Genomic DNA, 13269 nt, shown 5'->3' on the forward strand with positions numbered 1-13269 from the left:
CCGCCGGGCCGTCAGGCCGCTCGTGCCGTGTGGAAGGTCTGGGCGGAGAGCCAGAAGAGGTCCGGGCGCCGGGCGATGCCCGCCGGGTCGTCCGGGTCGAGGAGGCGGGCGAGGGTGGCACGGTCCTCCTCGTCCAGGTCGTCGCCGGCCTTCTCGGCGAAGCGGGAGAGCAGCAGGGTGAGTTGGGCCCGTCCGGCCGGGGCGAGCGGGGCGGGCAGGTCGAGCAGGAAGCTGCGGCTGTGCGGGGAGCGCAGGCCCGCGGCGGTCAGGAGGGCGGGCCAGTCCTCGACGACGGCCCGGCTGCCGGGCAGCGCGGCGCGCATCTGGGCGAACCAGTCCTCCTGCACCGCGTCGAGACGCGCCTGGAAGCCGGGACGGCCGATGCCGAAGTCGCGGGGCAGGAACCGGGGGGCGAGGCCGCCTTCGGACGCGACGAGCAGCCCGCCCGGACGGAGCCGCCGGGCCAGCGCGGCCACGGCGGCCGCCTGGTCGCCGACGTGGTGCAGGGCCTTGCTGGACCAGATGAGGTCCGCGTCCCCGACGGCGTCGATGTGGTCGGGCAGCTCGGCCACCTGGGTACGGAACCGGTCGCCGAGGCCCAGCCGGGCGGCGCGTTCCCGGGCCCGTCCGAGGAGCGCCTCGGTCGGGTCCACCGCCACGATCTCGGCCTGCGGGAACGCCTGGGCGAGCAGGCAGCTGGTGACGCCGGGGCCGCTGCCGACGTCGAGCACCCGGCGGACCTCGTCGGGCCCCGGGCCGGACGACTGCGTCAGCAGGTCCCGGAGCCAGGCGGTGGCCTGTTCGAGGAGCGGGGTCAGGAACTCCGCCTCGCCTTCGAGGTAGGCGGCGAGCGCGTCCCAGTCCATGTGCGTGTGGTCGTGGTGGTGGCCGTTGCCCTGACCATGGTCGTGGCCGTGCTCGGGCGCCGGGGTGGTGGTGCCGTGGTGGTGGTCCGTCATGGTGCGAGCGTCCGGCAGGGCGGGCCATAAGGCAAACATCCTTGCTGGTCCGGCAAAACACCCCGCCTTCTGGGCCGCCGGACCGCCCACCGTAAGGTTCTGCTCCGTGGGAACTCCAGGATGGATACCGCCGACCGAGACGGAACGGCGGTTGTGCGAGGCCGGTGCGCGGGGCGACCGGGAAGGCCAAGTCGCGGCCGTGGCCGGCGAGGACCTGTATCTGGCGGTGCCCCAGCAGGGCCAGGACCCGCTGCCGGTCTACGAGGACCCGGCCGGCGGCGGTACGTGCATCCCCGTGACGACCCGCGGCATGCTGCCGCCCTGGCACCCCCAGCAGCTCTTCGACCGGGTCACGGTGGAGGAGCTGGCGCAGGACTGGCCGAACGACCGGTGGAACCTGGCGGTCAACCCGGGTACGCCGTGTGCCGCGTACCTGCCGGCCACCGCCGCGCACCGCGGCGCCTGGACGCGCATCCGCGCCCAGTACGGAGTCCGTCCCGGCGGGCTGCTCACCACCCACCTCGGCGGTCCGCTGCACGGTCCGCTCGCCCAGGGACTCGCCTGCGGCGCCCCGGTCGCCGTGCACCACAGCGTGCCGTGGAACGAACTGGGCACCGCCTTCCTCGACTACGCGGCCGACGCCCAGCTGCTGCACGAGCAGTGGTCGGTCACCGATCCGGCGTCCTGGCAGCAGCGCCTCGGCCAGTTGCTCGACGCCGGCTTCGTACCGGCCGGGACGGAAGCCGCGCTGCGTGCCCGCGCCGGTGGGGAAGACACCGGAGCCGGCAGTGTGCCGGAGCTGGTGGACAAGTACGAGGAGCGTTTCCGTGCGGACGGGGTGCTGCCCGCGGACGGGCAGGTGAAGTCGCTCGTCGCCCTGGACTACGCGCATGCCGTCGCCCTCGTCCGCTGGGGGCTCGGGGCCCGCTACTGCGCGCCGCCGGAGGCCGAGCAGGCCGTACTGCGCGCCGGTGAGCTGGCGCGCGCGGCGTACGGCTCCTGGCAGGAGTTCTCGGCGGGGTACGCGCTGGGCCGGGCGCTGGCCTTCGACAACGGCTGGTTCGGCACGGCGTACCAGGAGGCGGTGCACCTGCACCGAGTGCTCGGCCAGGACCCGGCCTCGCCGTGGGCGAATCTACCCTTCGCCTGACCCGGCGGGACACGCGGCGGGGTGCTCCGAGGTGATGTCCTTCAGGTGGTGCTCTTCAGGTGGTGCTCTTCAGGTGATGTCCGTGACGGTCACCGTCACGGCGACCTCGGGTGGGGCTTCGCCCGCCGTCCGCAGCGTCTCCTGGACCGCCGACATGACGCGTGGCCGGACCGCGCGGACCACGTCCAGGGCCCGGTGACCGCGCCGGACGGCCAGGTGGACGCGGATCCGCCACGGCCCGGAGCCGGGGCCGCGGTCGGCCCGTACGCCGGGCACCCGGCCGCCCCGCCCGGACGGGGAGGGAGAACCGGCGCCGGACCGGGAGACGGTACCCGGGCCGGGCCGGGCGCCGGAGCCGGTTCCGGTCGACCGCGCCACCGTTCCCCGGAGCAGTTCGCCCAGGCCGGGCCGGAGGAAGGCGACACCGGGGGTGTCCTTGGCGGCCCCTGCGGCGGCACGGAGAACCGCGGCGTGCAGTTGCGCGTCACCGCTCATGATCTGGCTCATGACCTGTCCCCCTCGCCGGCCTCCGGATGCCCGCCGGAGCCCTCCGCCTCCCCGTCGACCAGGTCGACGACGGTGACGTCCACCTCCTCGACCTCCAGGCCGATGCCGTCCCGCGCGGCCGCGCGCACCCGTTCGCGTACCCGGTCGGCCAGTGCGGGCAGCGGCCACGCGTACCCGGCCGCCAGTTCGATCGCCACCTTCATGGGCCCGCGCGGCGCGAGCAGGGTGACCCGGCAGCTGCCCGCCTGGACGTCCGGCAGGGTCTCGGCGGCGGCGCGGAAGGACTTGGCCGCCGCGGCCTCGGTGATCCAGGCGTCGTCCTCCGGGTCGCCCAGCGGCAGCGTCCTGCCGGGCCGGAGTTCGGTTCTGACCAGGTCCATCACCCGGGCCGTGAAGCGTTCGGCGCTCCGCTCCTCCTCGTCGCGGCCCGCCGTCCCCGCGCTCTGCCGGGCTTCGCGTACGTAACGGTCGAGGACGCCGAGGCCCGAGAGCGCCTCCTGGCAGTACGGACACCGGTCTGCGTGCGGACCGGCGTCCGGGGCGCCGTCCCCGGCCGGACCGTCCGTGCGCTCCGCCTCGCTCTCCTCCCACACGGACGACAGCGCGCGGCCGCAGGGCAGGATCGGGTCGTCGTGCTCACCTAGCGCCATGCGCCCATCGCCTCCGTCAGATAGCGGCGTGCCCGGAAGACCCTGCCACGGACCGCCTGGTGGCTGATGCCCACCACCGCGGCGATCTCCTCGTACGGCAGGGCGTGCAGCTCGCGCAGCACCCAGCAGGCTCGCTGCTCCGGGGTGAGTCCGTCCATCGCCCGCATCAGCGCCTCGACGGCGGCGGTCGACTCGGCCGCCCGCACCGGCGAGGACGCGTGCTCGGGCGCGCTCGGCTCGGGCACCGAGCCGAGGTCCTGGGTGGGCCTGCGGGCCCGCAGCAGGTTCAGGCACCGGTTGGTGACGATGCGGTACATCCAGGTCGCGAACGCGGCGTCGCCGCGGAACTCCGGGATGCGGCGCCAGGCGCTCACGAAGGCGTCCTGCACGGCGTCCTCCGCGTCGGTGCGGCTGCCGAGCAGCCGGGTCGCCAGGCGCAGGAGCTGAGCGCTGTGCCGCCGTACGAGCACCTCGAAGGCCCCCTCGTCCCCTTCTGCGGCACGTACGGCCAGCAGGGCGTCGCTGGGTTCGGGCACTCACCGGCTCCTTCCTTCCCTGACCATCTTCACCGGAGACGGACACAATGCACCGCTTTGCGGCTATACGGGCATCACCGGCGTTTCCGCCCCGTCACCCGAGCCGGCCGCAGGGAAGACGCCTACCACGGCGCACCACCGGACGGAGCGCGCTCCGCACGCTTGTACGCTGCGCGAACGGGCAGACGGACCGGGCGCACGGCGCGCGCGGCACGAGGAGAGGACGGACACCCATGGGCGGTGGCGGTACGGACCGCGGACTGCATCCGACGGCGCTCTCGGCCGGCGCCGGCAGGTCACGCGCACGCCGCGCCGCGCTGCCCAGCTGGCCCCGGATCCGCACCGCGGCCCGCCGTACCCCGGTCTCGATCTGGAACGACGACGTGTCCGACTGGGCGGCCAGCCTGACGTACTACTCGGTGCTGGCCCTGCTGCCCTCGGTGATCGTCACCATTTCGCTGGTCGGCCTGGCCAATCCCGCCTCCACCGAGGAGCTGATCAACCACATCAGCGCCCTCGCCCCCGCCGGGTCGGGCGGCACCGTCCGCCGGGCCCTGGTCACCATGGCGCAGCAGCGCACCGCCGTGTGGATGCTGGTCGGGGGTGCGCTGGTCAGCGCCCTGTGGTCGTCGTGCAGCTACCTGGCGGTGTTCCGGCGGGCCCTGCACGCGATGTACCGCGTCAAGGACGACCGGCCGCCGTGGCGCAAGGCGCCGCGCATTCTCGCGACGGCGCTGTTGCTGCTGGCGCTGCTGATCAGCAGTGCGGTCGTGCTGCTGGTCAGCGGGCCGATAGCGACTGCGGCCGGGCGGGGGCTGGGGCTCGGCGAGGCAGGCGCGGAGACGTGGAACCTGGTGCAGTGGCCGCTGCTGTTGCTGCTGGCCGTCGTGCTGGTGATGGTCCTCTTCCGTACGGGCCCGTCCCGGACGCGCGGGCGGCGCGCGGTGCCCGGCGGGGTGGTAGCGGTGCTGATGTGGCTGGTGTCCTCGGCGGGGTTCACGTTCTACGCCTCGTACGTGGGCACGTTCAACCGGCTGTACGGGTCGCTCGCCGGGCCCGTCGTCTTCCTGATATGGCTGTGGTTCTCCCACCTGTCCCTGCTGAGCGGCGCCCAGTTCAACGCCGAGCTGGCCCGGATGGAGAGCGCGGACGGCGATGCGTCGGACGATGCGGTCGGGAACGCGGACAGCGATGCGCTTGAGGGCGGCGACTCCGGTGCGTCCGAGGGTGCGGGCTCCGGTGCGTCCGAGGGCGGGGACTCCGGTGCGTCCGAGGGCGAGAGTTCCGGTGCGTCCGGCGGCAGCACGGAAGGGAAGAGCTGAGCGCGCCCGCCCAGCTCTCCCCGGCCGGCCCGCCGCCCGCCGCTCAGCTCGCCCCGTGGCCGGTGGCGATCTCCTCGACCCGGTGGGCCAGGGTGAAGTCGAGGGCGGTGACGGCGTGGCCGGCGCTGTGGGTGTTCACGGCGACGGTCAGCGTGTTGTAGCCGAGGGTCAGTTCGGAGTGGTGGTTCAGCTCCTCCTGGATCTGGGCGACGTGGATCACCATCGCGGCCGCCGGCAGGTGCCGCTCGAAGGTGTAGGTGCGGGTCAGACTGCCGTCCGTCACCGACCAGCCGGGCAACTCCGCGAGGCGGTCCTCGATCTCCTTGTCCGTCAGCAGGTCCACCTGAGCGTCCATCTCGCTCCGCCTCTCCGTCACAGCGCATGGCCGCGCGTACCGCCCGTACCACCGGGCCGTCCGCGCACTGTCGATTGCAGCAGTTCCAGCGTGGCACGCCGAGGACGCTTTCCCGCCAATGTGCGGACGGCCACGCCGCGGACTTCCGGGGCCGAGGGGCCGCTTCTAAGCTCCTGCGCCTGACGGGCCGTCCGTTACCGGGGGTAGTAGGGAGCAGCCGTGGACACCGAAGGCCGTACGGAGCACACGCGCGAAGCCGGCGGCGGGCAGCCCAGGCGGGCGTTCCTGGGCGGGGCGGCGGCGGTGGGCGGCGCGCTCGCCCTGGGAACCGGCGGTACGGCGGCCGCCGCGCCCGCGTCCGCCGCCGCCCGGCGCCGCGCCGCCGGCCGGACCGTGGCCGTCCTCGGCGGCGGGGTGGCCGGGCTGACCGCCGCGCACGAACTGGCCGAACGCGGTTTCCAGGTCACCGTGTACGAGCGCAAGCCCAAGGGCCTCGGCGGCAAGGCCCGCAGCATGGACGTGCCGGACAGCGCGCGCGGCGGCCGCAAGCCGCTGCCCGGCGAGCACGGCTTCCGCTTCATCCCGGGCATCTACCACAACCTCCCGGACACCCTGCGCCGCATTCCGTTCCCCGGCAACGCCAACGGCTGTCACGACAACCTGGTGGCCTCCACCGAGGTGATGTTCGCCCGTACCCGCGGCCGGGAGGACATCCGTATCCCGTTCTCCGCCGTCGGCACTCCCCCGCCGGTCCTCACCCCCGACGCGTTCCTGCGCATGCTGACCGGCCTGCTGGACACCGCCACCCGCCTGCCCGCCCACGAGATCGCCTACTTCGCCAACCGGCTGCTGGTCTTCCTCACCAGCTGCGACCGGCGCCGGCTGGACGTCTGGGAGCACACACCCTGGTGGCGCTTCCTGCGCGCCGCGTCGATGTCCCCCGACTACCAGCGCCTGCTGGCCATCGGCCTGACCCGCAACATCGTCGCGACCAAGGCGGAGATCGCCTCCACCCGCACCGTCGCGACCTGCGCCGAGGCCTTCGTCTTCAACCTGCTGGGGCGGGGCGCGGACGGACAGCCGGACCGGGTGCTGAACCTGCCCACCAACGAGGCGTGGATCGACCCGTGGGTGGCGTACCTGCGGTCGCTCGGGGTGGAGTTCAAGGTCGGCTGGGCCGTACGGGACCTGCGGCTGGCGGGCGGCCGGATCGCGGAGGCGGTCGTCACCGACCCGCAGGGCGTACGGCAGACGACGGTCGCCGACCACTTCGTACAGGCGATGCCGGTCGAACACGCCCGCGCCACCTGGAACGCCGCCGTACGGGCCGCCGACCCGCAGCTGGCGCGCTGCGACAAGCTGGCCACCGACTGGATGACGGGCATCCAGTTCTATCTGACCGAGCCCACGCCCATCATCCACGGGCACGTCAACCACATCGACTCACCCTGGTCACTGACCGCGGTCGGCCAGGCGCAGTACTGGAAGAACCGTGACTTCCCGGCCGACTACGGCGACGGGCAGGCCGCCGACTGCCTGTCGGTGGACATCTCGGAGTGGGACCAGCCGGGCATCCTGTACGGGAAGACGGCCAAGCAGTGCACGCGCGAGGAGGTCGCGCGGGAGGTCTGGGCCCAGATGAAGGCCGGCCTCAACGACACCGGCAAGACCGTGCTGCGTGACGCGACGCTGCACTCCTGGTTCCTGGACCCGGCGGTGTCCGGGCTCGGCACCCCGCACCCCGCCAACGACGAGCAACTGCTCATCCACCCCACCGGCTCCTGGCTGAACCGGCCCGCTTCCCGTACGGCGATCCCCAACCTCTTCCTGGCCGGGGACTATGTGGCCGTCGACATCGACCTGGCGACGATGGAGGGCGCCAACGCGTCCGCACGCCAGGCCGTGAACGCGCTGCTGGACGCTTCCGGTTCCGCCGCCGAACGGTGCGCCGTCATTCCGCTGTACCGCGCACCGGAGTTCGCGCCGCTCAGAAGACACGACGAGACGCGGCACCGGCTCGGGCTGCGCAACGTCTTCGACCTGGGGTGACGCGGGGGCGTCGAACGGATCAGCCGGAGCGCGCCGCCCTGGCCAGGAGGAGTTCCCGCTCCCGCGCGTTACGGGCCAGGGCCGCCGCCCGCTCGAACTGCTCGCGCGCCTCGGGCCACCGCCCCAGGCGTTCCAGCAGGTCACCGCGGACGCTCGGCAGCAAGTGGTAACCCTTCAGGGCGGGGTCGTCGGCCAGCGCGTCCACCAGTTTCAGGGCGGCGGCCGGTCCTTCGGCCATCGAGACGGCGACCGCCCGGTTCAACTCGACCACCGGGGACGGGCACTGCGCCAGCAACCGGTCGTAGAGGGCGGCGATGGCGGCCCAGTCCGTGTCCTCGTACCGGAAGGCCAGCGCGTGGTGCGCGGCGATCGCGGCCTGGAGCGAGTACGGGCCGTGCCCGGCGCGGTGCAGGGCGTCGACGCCACGGCGGACGAGCAGCCGGTGCCACTTCGCGCGGTTCTGGTCGGCGAGCAGCACCGGCTCGCCGTCGGGCCCCGTACGGGCGGGGATGCGCGACGCCTGGAACTCCAGCAGCGCCGCCAGGCCGTGCACTTCGGGCTCGTCCGGCATCAGGTTCGCCAGGACCCGGACGAGGCGGAGCGCGTCCTCGCACAGGGCCGGGCGCACCAGGTCGTCGCCGGCCGTCGCGGCGTACCCCTCGTTGAAGACGAGGTAGATGACCTCCAGGACGGAGGAGAGCCGGGCCGACCGCTCGGTGCCGTACGGGACTTCGAAGGGCACCCGGGCCTCGGCGAGCGTCCGTTTGGCGCGCACCACGCGCTGCGCCACCGTGGACTCCGCGACGAGGAAGGCGCGGGCGATCTCCGGCGTGGTCAGCCCGCCCAGCAGCCGCAGGGTGAGCGCGATGCGGGCCGGGGCGGGCAGCACGGGGTGGCAGGCGGTGAAGATCAGCCGCAGCAGGTCGTCGTCGATGTCCTCCACGTCCGCCGGTTCGGGCGGCGGCACGTCCTCCAGCGCCCGCCCGACCTCGGCCAGCTTGCGCGCGTACGTCTCCTTGCGGCGGACGAGGTCGACGGCGCGGTGCTTGGCGGTGGCCATGAGCCAGGCGCCCGGCCGGTCCGGGACACCTGACTGCGGCCACTGTTCCAACGCGGCGACCAGCGCGTCCTGCGCGAGTTCCTCGGCGATGCCCACGTCCCGCACGATGCGGGTGACACCGGCGATGATCCGCGCGGACTCGATCCTGAACACCGTCTCGACCGCGTCGGCCGTGCCCGCTCCCGTCACGGCCCCATCAGATCAGCCGTGCGCGGGAGCGACAAGCACGGCCGGGTCAGCAGTTCGCGGCGATCTCGCGGATCTCGACGGAGACGGTCCAGTGCTCCTCGTGGACGCGCAGGAACCGGCTCGCCCACTCCAGCGCCTCGGCCTTGTCCTTGGCCTGGATGAGCAGATAGCCGCCGACGACCTCCTTGGTCTCGGTGAAGGGCCCGTCGGTGGAGCTCAGCTTCCCGCCGGACCAGGTGACCCGGGTGCCCTGGGAGGTGGGGGTGAGCCCGGCGTTGTCCAGCATGACCCCGGCCTTGGTCATCTCCGCCATCAGCACGCCCATACGCTTCTGGAGTTCGGGGCTGGGACCGCCCTCGGGGGCGTCGTTCTCGTCGATGCGGATCAGCGTCAGGAAGCGCGGCACGGTGACTCCTCGGTCGTGCGGGCGGGGCCGTTCCCCGCCTCTCACCCCTGCGTCGAACGGGAGAGCGCCGGATCGACAGGTCCGCCGGATTTTTTCGCAGAGTTTCTCTCGGGCGGTGCCGCGCCACGGCGGTGAGGCCCGCACCCGGCCCGTACGCACCCCACCGGCAGGTACCCGTACACGCGTACGGAATCGGTTACGGTTCGGCCATGACGACTGCTGCGGTCTCCTCGAAGAAGGCGTCCGACACGACGGGGGTGGGCGCGCTGCTGCGCGAGTGGCGGGTGCGGCGCCGTGTCAGCCAGCTCGACCTGGCCCTGCGCGCCGAGTCCTCCGCCCGGCACATCAGCTTCATCGAGACCGGCCGCGCCCGGCCCAGCCAGGAGATGGTGCTGCGGCTGGCCGAGCATCTCGACGTCCCCGTACGGGAACGCAACGCGCTGCTGATCGCCGCCGGTTACGCCCCCGGCTTCCCGGAGACCCCCTTGGACGATCCGTCGATGGACGCGCTGCGCAGCGGTCTGGAGCGGCTGCTGACGGGCTACGAGCCGTTCCCTGCCCTGGTCGTCGACGCCACCTACCACGTCGTCGCCGCGAACCGGGGCATCCAGGCGATGCTGGCGGGCGTCGACGCGAAGCTGCTGGAACCGCCGCTGAACGCCATGCGCGTCACCCTGCACCCCGACGGGATGGCCCCACGCATCCGCAACTTCCGGGAGTGGCGGGAACACCTGCTGACGCAGATGCAACGGCAGTTGGCGGTCCTGCGGTCCGCGCCGCTCCGGGCGGTCTACGAGGAGGTCAGCGCCTATCCGCTGCCCGAGGGCGGGCGGGAGACCGCCGCGGGCGGCGAGCACGCGCCGTACGCGCTGCCGATGCTCCTCGAACACGACGGCCGGGTGCTGTCGTTCATCTCCACGATCGCCACCTTCAACACCCCGACGGACGTGACCGTCTCCGAACTCGCCCTGGAGACCTTCCTCCCGGCGGACCCGGAGACGGCCGGACATCTGCGGACGTGGCTGCCGTGACGCCCGCTCCCCCGCGGCGGGCGGCTGCGGCTCCGGCCCCGGCTCCGGCTCACATGGCGGGTACGCGGTCCAGAAAGCCGGAGACGGTACGGATCCGGTCGTCCGCCGCGAGCGTGGCGACGTCGAACCCGGCGACCGGCGCCGAGCCGTCCGGCGCCACCAGCTCCCAGCCGAAGCGGACCAGGTCGTGGTGCCCGTCCGGCATCCCCAGCCGCCGGAACACGAACCCGGGGAACTGGGCGTGGACCCCGGCGATGACGGCGGCGAGCTGGTCGTGCCCCACGGTGTCGGCGAGCGGGTCGGTGTAGGTGGCGTCCTCGGTGAAGGCAGCGGCAACGGCCTCGACGGCGCCGTCGGCGTCCTGGCCGGCCGAGTTCCACGCCGCCAGGTACCGCTCGACCGCGTCCTGGTAGCGCTCCGTGCCCGCCTGCCGGGTGTCCGTCTGCGTCATGGCGACTCTCCTCGTGTCTCGTCGTCCGGTACGGGTCCGCGGGTGTGCCGCGACCCTGGTGGGCCGGTTCGCGGGCCGGAGTGCGCCGGCCCGTGAACCGGTGACTCAAAGATGCCGGGGCACGGCGGGCGGGTCGATTACGTGCCAGGTAATGGGCCGGACCGGGTGGCGTCCTGCCGTGGCCGGACGTCCGTCGGCGTCCGGCTCACCTCGTGGCCGAGCAGCGCGGCCAGCGTCCGCTTGACGGCGGTGCCCGGGTCGGTGGCGAGGCGGTCGGCGCGCCAGGCCACGAAGTGGTCGGGGCGGACGAGTACGGCTCCGTCGGGCGCCAGTCCGGGGAGGGCGCCGTCGGGGACGCGGTGCGTGCTCAGGGTGATGCCGAGGGCGGCGGCCGCCTCCGTGGCGGCGGGCAGCCAGGGCGCGCCGTGCGGCCCGGCGAACAGGGCCCAGTCGGCGCCGGCGAGGTCGAGGGTGGAGGTCCGGCCGTTCTCAGGGGTCTTCGGGGGCTTCAGGTGCTCCAGGGACTCCAGGTGCTCCAAGGACTCCAGGTGCTCCAGGAGGCGGTGCGGCAGGCGGTGGCCCGGGGCCGCGTGGTCGGCGAGGAGGCCGGGGGCGGGCGCGGGCGCGGTGTCGGGCGGGACCACCGCGCCCTCGGGGTACGCGTAGCGCATCATCGCCCGGATGTAGTCCCGTACGGCCAGCTCGTACAGCGCGTTCGGGTCGCCGCCGCCGAGGGACCGGTAGCCGTGGTGCAGGGTGCGGGAGAGCGCCAGGGAGGCCCGTACCGCGGCGCGGCGTTCCGGCTCGTAGGTGTCCAGCAGCCGTTCGGTGGCCTGTCCGCGCAGCACGGCGGCGAGTTTCCAGGCGAGGTTGTGGCCGTCCTGGACGCCGGTGTTCATCCCGAGCCCGCCGGCCGAACTCTGTACGTGCGCGGAGTCCCCCGCGAGGAAGACCCGGCCGCGCCGGAAGGCCGAGGCCACGCCCACGGCCGCTTCCCAGGCGTTCACCGCCGTCAGGTCGACGGGCAGGCCGGGGTCACCGACGGCGGACCGCAGCAGGACCAGGGCGCGGTCCGTGGGGAGCGGCGCGATGCCGTCCGTGTCGTCCGGCCGGCCCGCGTAGTCCATGAGGTGGGAGACCCACTGGTCGCGGCCGTTCACGCAGAAGACCGTCGCGTAGACGTCCGCGTTCCGCACGAAGCACGCGCAGTCGCGCAGTCCGGCCGCCTCGGTCGGCAGGTCGGCCCGGTAGAAGGCGGTGTGCAGCCGGGCGACCACCTCGCGGTCGGGCACGGTGATGCCCAGGAGGCGCCGTACGGTGCTGTGCGCGCCGTCGGCGCCGATCACGTACCGCGCGGTGATGCCGTACTCCTCGCCGGTCGCGGTGTCGGCGAGCCGCACCCGTACACCGCCGAAGACCGAGTCCGGGTTCGGGTCCGGGTTCTCCGGGTTCGGGTTCGGGTCCGGGTCCGGGTATGCATCTGCCTCCGCATCGGCATCTGCGTCCGGGTCCTGTTCGAGACCGGTCACAGCGATCCCGAATCGCACGTCGCCGCCGCACCGCAGCAGCTCGTCCGACGCCAGCCGCTGCACCTGGAGGTGGTTGAGCACCAGCCGGCTGTCGACCGGACTGCAGTTCCGCAGCCACCGTACGTACGGCTCGGGAGGCGCCACGTGCTGCCGGTCGCCGCCCAGCGCGCTGTTCGTGAACACGGCCTGGAACGGCTCGGGGCCGTACCAGCCGGTCCGTTCGACGGCCTTCTGGAGGCCCGCCGACCGGAGCAGTTCCAGTGTGCGGATGCTGCTCAGCGCCCGCGGCGGGCCCGTGAACGGATTCCGCTTGTCCACCACGAGGACGGGCACGCCCCGCTGGGCCAGGAACATCGCCGTGGTCAGTCCGACCGGTCCGGCACCGGCCACCAGCACCGGAACGGTCGCGGGGAGCGGCCGCCCCGCCGTCGGCCGTCGCCCTTCCGTCGCCTCCGGGCCCGCCACCACGGGCTCCGCTTCCGTCTTCGTGTCGCGTCCGCGCACAGCACACCGTCCTCGGTCCCCGGCCCGGTCCGTCGCCGGGCCCGGCCCGCCCAGCCTGGACGCTCAAGCCGACTTGAGCGCAAGATGGGACCGTGCCGCCCCGCGACGAGGACGACGAACTGCATGCGATCAGCGAAGTGGCCCGCTGCTTCGGCCTGTCGGTCGCCACGCTGCGGTACTACGACGAACTGGGGCTGCTGCCGCCCGCCGGGCGCCGCGGCAACGTACGGCACTACGGCCGCCGCGAGCTGCGACGGCTCGCGCTGATACAGCATCTGCACCACGGCGGCATGCTGAGCCTCGCGGACACCGCCGCCGCGCTCGGCGAACGCGGGCCGGACGGGGTGCGGCGGCCTGCCGGGCGGGCGGTGCTGACCGGTGCGATCCAGCTCATCGAGGACCGGACGGCGGATCTCCGGGCCGCGCAGCAGCGCCTCGCCCACCTGCTGACCTGCCCGAAGGACGATCCGGTACGGGAGTGCACACAGCTGCGCGCCGAACTGGACCGGAACGTCACGCAGGCGCTGGGCCGCTGACGGCACGTCGCCCGCACTCATCACTATTGATCGCC

General features: G+C 73.6%; 14 protein-coding genes. 5 read left to right on the forward strand and 9 right to left on the reverse strand.

The window, feature by feature from the left end; all coding sequences use genetic code 11:
- Positions 1–11 precede the first annotated feature (11 nt).
- Positions 12–959, reverse strand: a complete 948-nt coding sequence (locus OEIGOIKO_RS06275; RefSeq protein ID WP_125052587.1) for a methyltransferase — start codon at positions 957–959, stop codon at positions 12–14.
- Between the two features lie 106 nt (positions 960–1065).
- Between OEIGOIKO_RS06275 and OEIGOIKO_RS06280 the strand changes: the two genes are divergently transcribed.
- Positions 1066–2109, forward strand: a complete 1044-nt coding sequence (locus OEIGOIKO_RS06280; protein ID WP_246177233.1) for a DUF1266 domain-containing protein — start codon at positions 1066–1068, stop codon at positions 2107–2109.
- Positions 2110–2178: 69 nt separating this feature from the next.
- Here OEIGOIKO_RS06280 and OEIGOIKO_RS06285 read toward each other — a convergent pair whose 3' ends face one another.
- Genes OEIGOIKO_RS06285 through OEIGOIKO_RS06295 form a run of 3 tightly spaced genes read right to left on the reverse strand, consistent with a single transcriptional unit; the run spans position 2179 to position 3802 of the window.
- Positions 2179–2616: an Asp23/Gls24 family envelope stress response protein gene (locus OEIGOIKO_RS06285; RefSeq protein ID WP_246177234.1), complete on the reverse strand. Its 438-nt coding sequence runs from the start codon at positions 2614–2616 to the stop codon at positions 2179–2181.
- Positions 2613–3266, reverse strand: coding sequence for an Asp23/Gls24 family envelope stress response protein (locus tag OEIGOIKO_RS06290; protein WP_125052589.1), 654 nt, complete (start codon positions 3264–3266; stop codon positions 2613–2615). Before OEIGOIKO_RS06290 ends, OEIGOIKO_RS06285 begins: the two co-directional genes overlap by 4 nt.
- Positions 3257–3802: an RNA polymerase sigma factor gene (locus OEIGOIKO_RS06295; protein WP_030020487.1), complete on the reverse strand. Its 546-nt coding sequence runs from the start codon at positions 3800–3802 to the stop codon at positions 3257–3259. Before OEIGOIKO_RS06295 ends, OEIGOIKO_RS06290 begins: the two co-directional genes overlap by 10 nt.
- Before the next feature lie 233 nt (positions 3803–4035).
- Between OEIGOIKO_RS06295 and OEIGOIKO_RS06300 the strand changes: the two genes are divergently transcribed.
- Entirely contained in the window at positions 4036–5124 is a 1089-nt protein-coding gene (locus tag OEIGOIKO_RS06300; protein WP_125052591.1) for a YihY/virulence factor BrkB family protein, read from the forward strand.
- A gap of 43 nt (positions 5125–5167) precedes the next feature.
- Here the strand turns inward: OEIGOIKO_RS06300 and OEIGOIKO_RS06305 are convergent, their stop codons facing one another.
- Positions 5168–5479 (reverse strand): 4a-hydroxytetrahydrobiopterin dehydratase, encoded by a 312-nt coding sequence (locus OEIGOIKO_RS06305; RefSeq protein ID WP_031010939.1) that lies wholly within the window; start codon positions 5477–5479, stop codon positions 5168–5170.
- Between the two features lie 219 nt (positions 5480–5698).
- Here OEIGOIKO_RS06305 and OEIGOIKO_RS06310 point away from each other — a divergent pair, with 219 nt between their 5' ends.
- Positions 5699–7528 carry a hydroxysqualene dehydroxylase gene (locus tag OEIGOIKO_RS06310; RefSeq protein ID WP_125052593.1) on the forward strand — a complete coding sequence of 610 codons (1830 nt, stop codon included), beginning with the start codon at positions 5699–5701 and terminating at the stop codon, positions 7526–7528.
- A gap of 19 nt (positions 7529–7547) precedes the next feature.
- Here the strand turns inward: OEIGOIKO_RS06310 and OEIGOIKO_RS06315 are convergent, their stop codons facing one another.
- Complete coding sequence (locus OEIGOIKO_RS06315) at positions 7548–8777, reverse strand: RNA polymerase sigma factor (protein WP_125052595.1); 1230 nt, start codon at positions 8775–8777, stop codon at positions 7548–7550.
- 46 nt (positions 8778–8823) lie between these two features.
- The gene (locus OEIGOIKO_RS06320) at positions 8824–9183 is read right to left on the reverse strand and encodes a YciI family protein (RefSeq protein WP_125052597.1); all 360 of its coding nucleotides are present in this window, start codon (positions 9181–9183) and stop codon (positions 8824–8826) included.
- Positions 9184–9392: 209 nt separating this feature from the next.
- Here OEIGOIKO_RS06320 and OEIGOIKO_RS06325 point away from each other — a divergent pair, with 209 nt between their 5' ends.
- The gene (locus OEIGOIKO_RS06325; protein ID WP_125052599.1) at positions 9393–10214 is read left to right on the forward strand and encodes a helix-turn-helix domain-containing protein; all 822 of its coding nucleotides are present in this window, start codon (positions 9393–9395) and stop codon (positions 10212–10214) included.
- Between the two features lie 49 nt (positions 10215–10263).
- Here the strand turns inward: OEIGOIKO_RS06325 and OEIGOIKO_RS06330 are convergent, their stop codons facing one another.
- Together OEIGOIKO_RS06330 and OEIGOIKO_RS06335 are read right to left on the reverse strand one after the other, a co-directional pair.
- A complete protein-coding gene (locus OEIGOIKO_RS06330) occupies positions 10264–10665 on the reverse strand; it encodes a nuclear transport factor 2 family protein (protein WP_125052601.1) in 402 nt (133 codons plus the stop codon).
- 137 nt (positions 10666–10802) lie between these two features.
- A complete protein-coding gene (locus OEIGOIKO_RS06335; protein ID WP_246177235.1) occupies positions 10803–12698 on the reverse strand; it encodes an FAD-dependent monooxygenase in 1896 nt (631 codons plus the stop codon).
- Between the two features lie 92 nt (positions 12699–12790).
- Here OEIGOIKO_RS06335 and OEIGOIKO_RS06340 point away from each other — a divergent pair, with 92 nt between their 5' ends.
- A complete protein-coding gene (locus OEIGOIKO_RS06340; protein ID WP_125052603.1) occupies positions 12791–13234 on the forward strand; it encodes a helix-turn-helix domain-containing protein in 444 nt (147 codons plus the stop codon).
- The last annotated feature ends 35 nt before the right edge of the window (positions 13235–13269 follow it).

Origin of the sequence: Streptomyces paromomycinus (assembly GCF_003865155.1) — a bacterium.
Taxonomy (GTDB): Bacteria; Actinomycetota; Actinomycetes; order Streptomycetales; family Streptomycetaceae; genus Streptomyces; species Streptomyces chrestomyceticus.

What these genes read in the sequence shown, in the direction of transcription:
- OEIGOIKO_RS06275 (WP_125052587.1), bottom strand. Translation starts at nt 959, where the DNA reads ATGACGGACCACCACCACGGCACCACCACCCCGGCGCCCGAGCACGGC.
- OEIGOIKO_RS06285 (WP_246177234.1), bottom strand. Translation starts at nt 2,616, where the DNA reads ATGAGCCAGATCATGAGCGGTGACGCGCAACTGCACGCCGCGGTTCTC.
- OEIGOIKO_RS06290 (WP_125052589.1), bottom strand. Translation starts at nt 3,266, where the DNA reads ATGGCGCTAGGTGAGCACGACGACCCGATCCTGCCCTGCGGCCGCGCG.
- OEIGOIKO_RS06300 (WP_125052591.1), top strand. Translation starts at nt 4,036, where the DNA reads ATGGGCGGTGGCGGTACGGACCGCGGACTGCATCCGACGGCGCTCTCG.
- OEIGOIKO_RS06305 (WP_031010939.1), bottom strand. Translation starts at nt 5,479, where the DNA reads ATGGACGCTCAGGTGGACCTGCTGACGGACAAGGAGATCGAGGACCGC.
- OEIGOIKO_RS06325 (WP_125052599.1), top strand. Translation starts at nt 9,393, where the DNA reads ATGACGACTGCTGCGGTCTCCTCGAAGAAGGCGTCCGACACGACGGGG.
- OEIGOIKO_RS06330 (WP_125052601.1), bottom strand. Translation starts at nt 10,665, where the DNA reads ATGACGCAGACGGACACCCGGCAGGCGGGCACGGAGCGCTACCAGGAC.